3 protein-coding genes are annotated in these 5064 nt (G+C 44.7%); all 3 read left to right on the forward strand.

The genetic code is table 11. The features are described from left to right. A partial coding sequence (locus KDK17_RS19055) for a hypothetical protein (RefSeq protein ID WP_257288824.1) occupies positions 1-881 on the forward strand: 881 nt, incomplete at its 5' end. A 385-nt stretch (positions 882-1266) separates the two neighbouring features. Beyond that, positions 1267-2469 carry a hypothetical protein gene (locus KDK17_RS19060; RefSeq protein WP_257288825.1) on the forward strand — a complete coding sequence of 401 codons (1203 nt, stop codon included), beginning with the start codon at positions 1267-1269 and terminating at the stop codon, positions 2467-2469. Positions 2470-2822: 353 nt separating this feature from the next. Then, positions 2823-4571, forward strand: a complete 1749-nt coding sequence (locus tag KDK17_RS19065) for a hypothetical protein (RefSeq protein ID WP_257288826.1) — start codon at positions 2823-2825, stop codon at positions 4569-4571. Positions 4572-5064 lie beyond the last annotated feature (493 nt).

Consider the following 5064-nt stretch of genomic DNA (forward strand, 5'->3'; position numbering starts at 1 on the left):
CCCTCCCTGAACTGACATCCTCCGGTAATGATGAAAACAAGGAGTGTGGAGCCGCTGGCGGCTTGACGGCTTCCCAGGCATGTAAAGCTGTTTCTTCGCCGGTTTCAGTGACTTTAATTGATTCTGATGACAGGGAATCCAGTTCTATCACCCAACCCCTGACCACTCAACCTGGTGCCGGGCCCACTATCAACCTTCTGCAAACCGGAACTAACGCAGCTTACGCCTGGCTGGAAAGAGGAGTGCCTGGAGAAGATGTGCAGTTTTTTCAAATGCCTTCCAGTCAGCTGCAAGAGTTTGTCATGGTGTTCGCCAGTCTGGTTGCTATGAATGCTGGCGAAATCTATACTCGCCGACCTTTCCTTCGGTGCGGTCGCTATATATTTAACTCAGACGTTAACCCGAGCTGGTCTCGTGGAAGATGTGTGACTCCTTGTATGTTTGTCGTGGGAGCAGCAGGTACCGGAGGTGGCCTTGGCGCGGGGCTTCAGGGTCTGGGGTACGGATTCCTCACTGCGGGTTTGCTCTCTACTCTTTGCACTGCCTGTTTGTTTAGCCATACCCGGTTCCATAACCAGATTAATGTGAGCTTCACACTCACTTCGAACAACTTATCCATCGGTCAGGAAATCTACAATTTCAAGCAAATAGTAAAGGTACTGCAGTGCTCAGGGGGTTATAATTTAGTGTCATTTCAAAGAGACAGGGGCTCCCACAAACAGACACTGACGTTTAATGTCCGAGTTCCGGATCATATGAGTAACAGCCATCTGAAAGCCTGGCTCGAGAGAAGTAATCAACAGCTAATCAGACCGTTTCAAATAGATGTGCGCTCTATCAGCGACCCAACAAATATATTTGAACCAAGAACCGATCATTAAGACACAAATTAACTTTATACGGGGCGGCAGGCCGGTTATTTCCACGTCGCTGTTGCCCTGTATCGGTAAAGGCGACCTTCTGATGAAGGAGTACAGAACTTGCCAATAGAAATGTAGAAAACAAGCAAAAGGTAATAATACAACCTGCCCAGATCAGTCTCAATACTTTTGCCTGGCAAACAGTTTAACGAAGCGTCTTTATTTTTTCACGTCTCTTTTATTTCTCCTTTATCCCCCTTTTATTAGCTACCTCTTATATTCGTCAACAAGAATGGCTAATCAAGTGCTGTCATAGTCGGAAATATTCTAAATAAATAGCACCTTTTTCCAGTGACTTAACTATTTTTAAAGATTTTTCATGAACAAATGTGATACAGGTGTGGTAATGAAAAAGCTTTGTAAGCCCGAGCTATTCTGCAGTTTTGTCACTGCGTGTGCATTCCTGATGACAACCACGGCTTCAGAAGCAGGTTATTACGTGCTTAATCTTAAAACCCCACAAACAAACGTCAAAGTATTTCTATCTGTCGAACCTGACACAGAAACAGACGCTCGATCGGAAGCGCAGGATGAGCAAGAGCAATCCTTCAGTTTGTTATCCGGAGATAATGCTGAGGGCGAAAAATTCAAAACAGTTGGAGGGTTGCCAGTTTCCGAGTCGACACCTTCTGCCCAGAGCCAGCCCCCTGAATTGACATCGAGCGATAATGATGAAAACCAGGAATGCGGAGCCGTTGGAGGCTTGCCTGTTCCTCAGTCATGTGAAGCGATTTCTTCACCCATTTCAGTGTGTTTGATTGATTCTAATGACAGAGTTGAATCCAATACTACTGACCAACTCTTGACCACTCAGCCTACTATTGTTTCAACCCCAACTATCCGCTATTTGGAAACCGGAAGAGCCAGGGTTGCCGCCTGGCTGGAAAGAGGCGTGGCATGCGATACTATCCGGTTCTACCAGATTTCTTCGGGCATGCTGGAAAAGTTTGTCCTTATGTTCGCCAGACTGGTTGCCATGGAAGCTGACGAAATGTATACCTGCCAGCCTTTCGTCCGGTTCAACAACTATATATTTGATTCAAGCGTTAATCCGCGCTGGTATAGAGGAAGAATTGCGATTTTTGTTGAGCTACTCGACACAGCAATACTTGCCGGTATTGGATTTACCTATGGGATACCTGGTCTGGGTATTGGAGGTCTGATTGCAGGGGGCCTCTTTATTCCTCTCACTGCCTGTTATTCTGGCTATACCCGGTTTACAAACCAGTTTTTGGTGAGCTTTACATTTAATTCAAACAACTTGCTCATCAGTCAGGAAATCTATAACTTGCAACAACAAATAGTGAAGATACTGCAGTTGTCAGGAGGCTTTAACTTATTAGCATTTCGTTTCGACCAATCATCCGCCAGTCAGACACTGACGTTTAATGTCCGGATGCCCAAATCAGTGAATGCCAGACGTCTGCGTCTCTGGCTGGTAAATCGTAATCATCATTTAGGCGCTCCATTTCAGATAGAGGTCTCTTCCGTCAGCGATATGATACATACTAAGAAAATCAATACAGGCTATCCGGAAACCGATCTTTAGCGCTCAGTTCAACTCTAAGCACGACGCTGAACCGAATGCTTTCACTTGGCAACTGTCGTTTGTCAATATAGAAGGTAGCCTTATGAATGAGTATGCTCTGTACTATAGATAGAAATGCTGAAAAACGACCAGAAAGCAACATTACAGCCTAACCAGATCTATCTCAATCTCTTTGACGATTAAAAAGTCTAATGAAGATATTTTACTTTTTAATTTGGATGTCCCATTTATTACCATTTATTATTCAGCAGGAATGGCTGAGTAAGAGTTGTCATGGTCGGAAATGTTCTAAATTAAAACCATCTTTTTCCAGTGGCGCAAATAGCCTAAAGTTCCTGATTACGGGTGTGATCATGAAAAAAATGTGTAATATCGAGTTATTGTGGGGTTCACTCATCGCGGTCGCGTTCCTGCTGACGCCGACGCTTTCAGTAGCCGATTATTATGTACTTCAATTTAAAACTTCACGAAAGCTCGTCAAAGTCTATCTGTCTGTTGAGCCTGATACCAAAACGTTTGGTATATCAAAAATGCACCGATTTCAAGCCCCCCTGTTATCCAGTGACCATAGCGACAGTCAGGAATCTGAAACAGTGAGTGGATTGCCAATTTCTGATTCGCCACCGTCCGTCCAGAGTCAACCCCCCGAATTGACGTCAACTAATAATGATGAATGCCATGAGCGTCGAGCAGTCAGGGGCTCACCGATATCTACCCAGAGTCAACCCCTTCATTTGACGTCAATTGGCAATGATAAAGGCCATGGGCATGGGGCAGTCAAGAGCTTGCCATTATCTAGCCAGAGTCAACCCCTTGATTTAACGTCAATTGGCAATGATGAAGGCCATGAGCCTGGAGCAGTCGGGGGCTTGCCAATATCTACCCAGAGTCAACCCCTTGATTTAACGTCAATCGGTAATGATGAAGGCCATAAGCCCGGAGCAGTCGGGGGCTTACCAATATCTACCCAGAGTCAACCCCTTGATTTCACGTCAATCGGTAATGATGAAGGCCATGAGTCTGGAGCAGTCGGGGGCTTGCCAATATCTACCCAGAGTCAACCCATTGATTTCACGTCAATGAGTGATGATGGAGAGCAGGAGCAATCAGTCGAGGGCATGCCACTGACTGTCCAGCGCCTGCTGGAAGATTTGACATTGGTTGGTGATTCTATAGACCTGGAGCTTGAAGCAAATGAGGGTTTGTCTGTATCTGCCCAAGGTCAATCCCTTAAGTTATCATCGGTTGATCTTAATCAACCCGTTGAGTGTGAGGCCATTGGGGGCTTGTCAGTTTCCCAGACATCTGGACCCGCTCAGTCGCCAGTTTTAGTGCATATCTTTGATTCTGATAATGAGCGTGAATCGACTCCTTTAGTTGAGCCCTTAACCAGTCAACCCGTTGCTGGATCCAAGAATTTTGTCCACTTTGTTCCAACCGAAATCAGAAACGTTTACCTCCATCTCGAAAGAAGAGAGGAGAACGATAGCGTCTATTGGATTCGTGTTCCTTCAAAGCAGCTACCAGAATTTATCCGTGTATTTGCGAGTCTGGTGGCTATGGAAGCCAAAGATCTGTATACCCATCTGCCTTTCCCCCGATGTGGTAGCTTTGTATGTAACTCGATCGCAAACCCGTCCTGGTATCGTGGAAAGTTTGCGCTTCTGACTTCGTTGATTTTAACATCAGCAGGCACTGGTTTTGGGTATGGTATCGGGATTTCTAATTTAGGAACCGGAACGCTGGCCGGAGGTTTGCTCAGTCTTCCTGTGATCACCTTACTTTATAGTTATACTCGCTTTCCAAGGCAGTTTCAGGTGGGCTTCACATTTAGCTCGAGCAAGCTGGAAATCTATAGTTTGCAGCTAATAGAAATCATGCTGAAATGCACAGGGGGTTATGAATTGGTATCGTTCAGATTAAACGAACACCACAATAGCCAAACACTGGTATTTAATGTCCGGATGCCCAGTGCAGTGGATGACAACCAGCTAAGAACCTGGCTCGAAAGTCGTAATCATCAATGGGCTGACCTTTTTCAAATAGAGGTCTCGTCCATCAGCGTGCCGCCCCATACAATTGAATGCGAAACCAGATTTTAGAATTTAGATTAACTCTATAAAGAACCTCAGGCCATTTGCTTGCCTATCTCCATTATCAATAAAAGTGGCCTGCCAGGAGAGAAAGATTAAGCTACCCCTTCAAGAGATCCTGAAAAGCGTCCGTAAAGTAAAATCAAAGCCGACCTGAATTGTCTCGATATTTTTTTCGGTATGAAAGTCTAAAAAAAAGCCTTATTTTTGGGTATCCCTATTATTTATTTGATTCTTTAGAAGCAATGGCCGATCAAGCGTTCTCATAGTCGGAAATATTCTAAATAAAACGCACCTTTTTCCAGCAGATTAACTATTTTAAAGCTTCTGATTAACAGGTGTGATTATGAAAAAACTTTTTAGTATAGAAATATTATGGACCTTTATCATTTCAACGTGGCTCCTGCTGGCTCCGATGGTTTCAGCAGCCGACCATTACGTTCTTAATTTTGAATCGCCCCAGACAACCGTCAAACTCTACCTATCCATAGACCCTGATACC

It is taken from the genome of Endozoicomonas sp. SESOKO2 (assembly GCF_024606245.1).
Taxonomy (GTDB): domain Bacteria; phylum Pseudomonadota; class Gammaproteobacteria; order Pseudomonadales; family Endozoicomonadaceae; genus Endozoicomonas_A.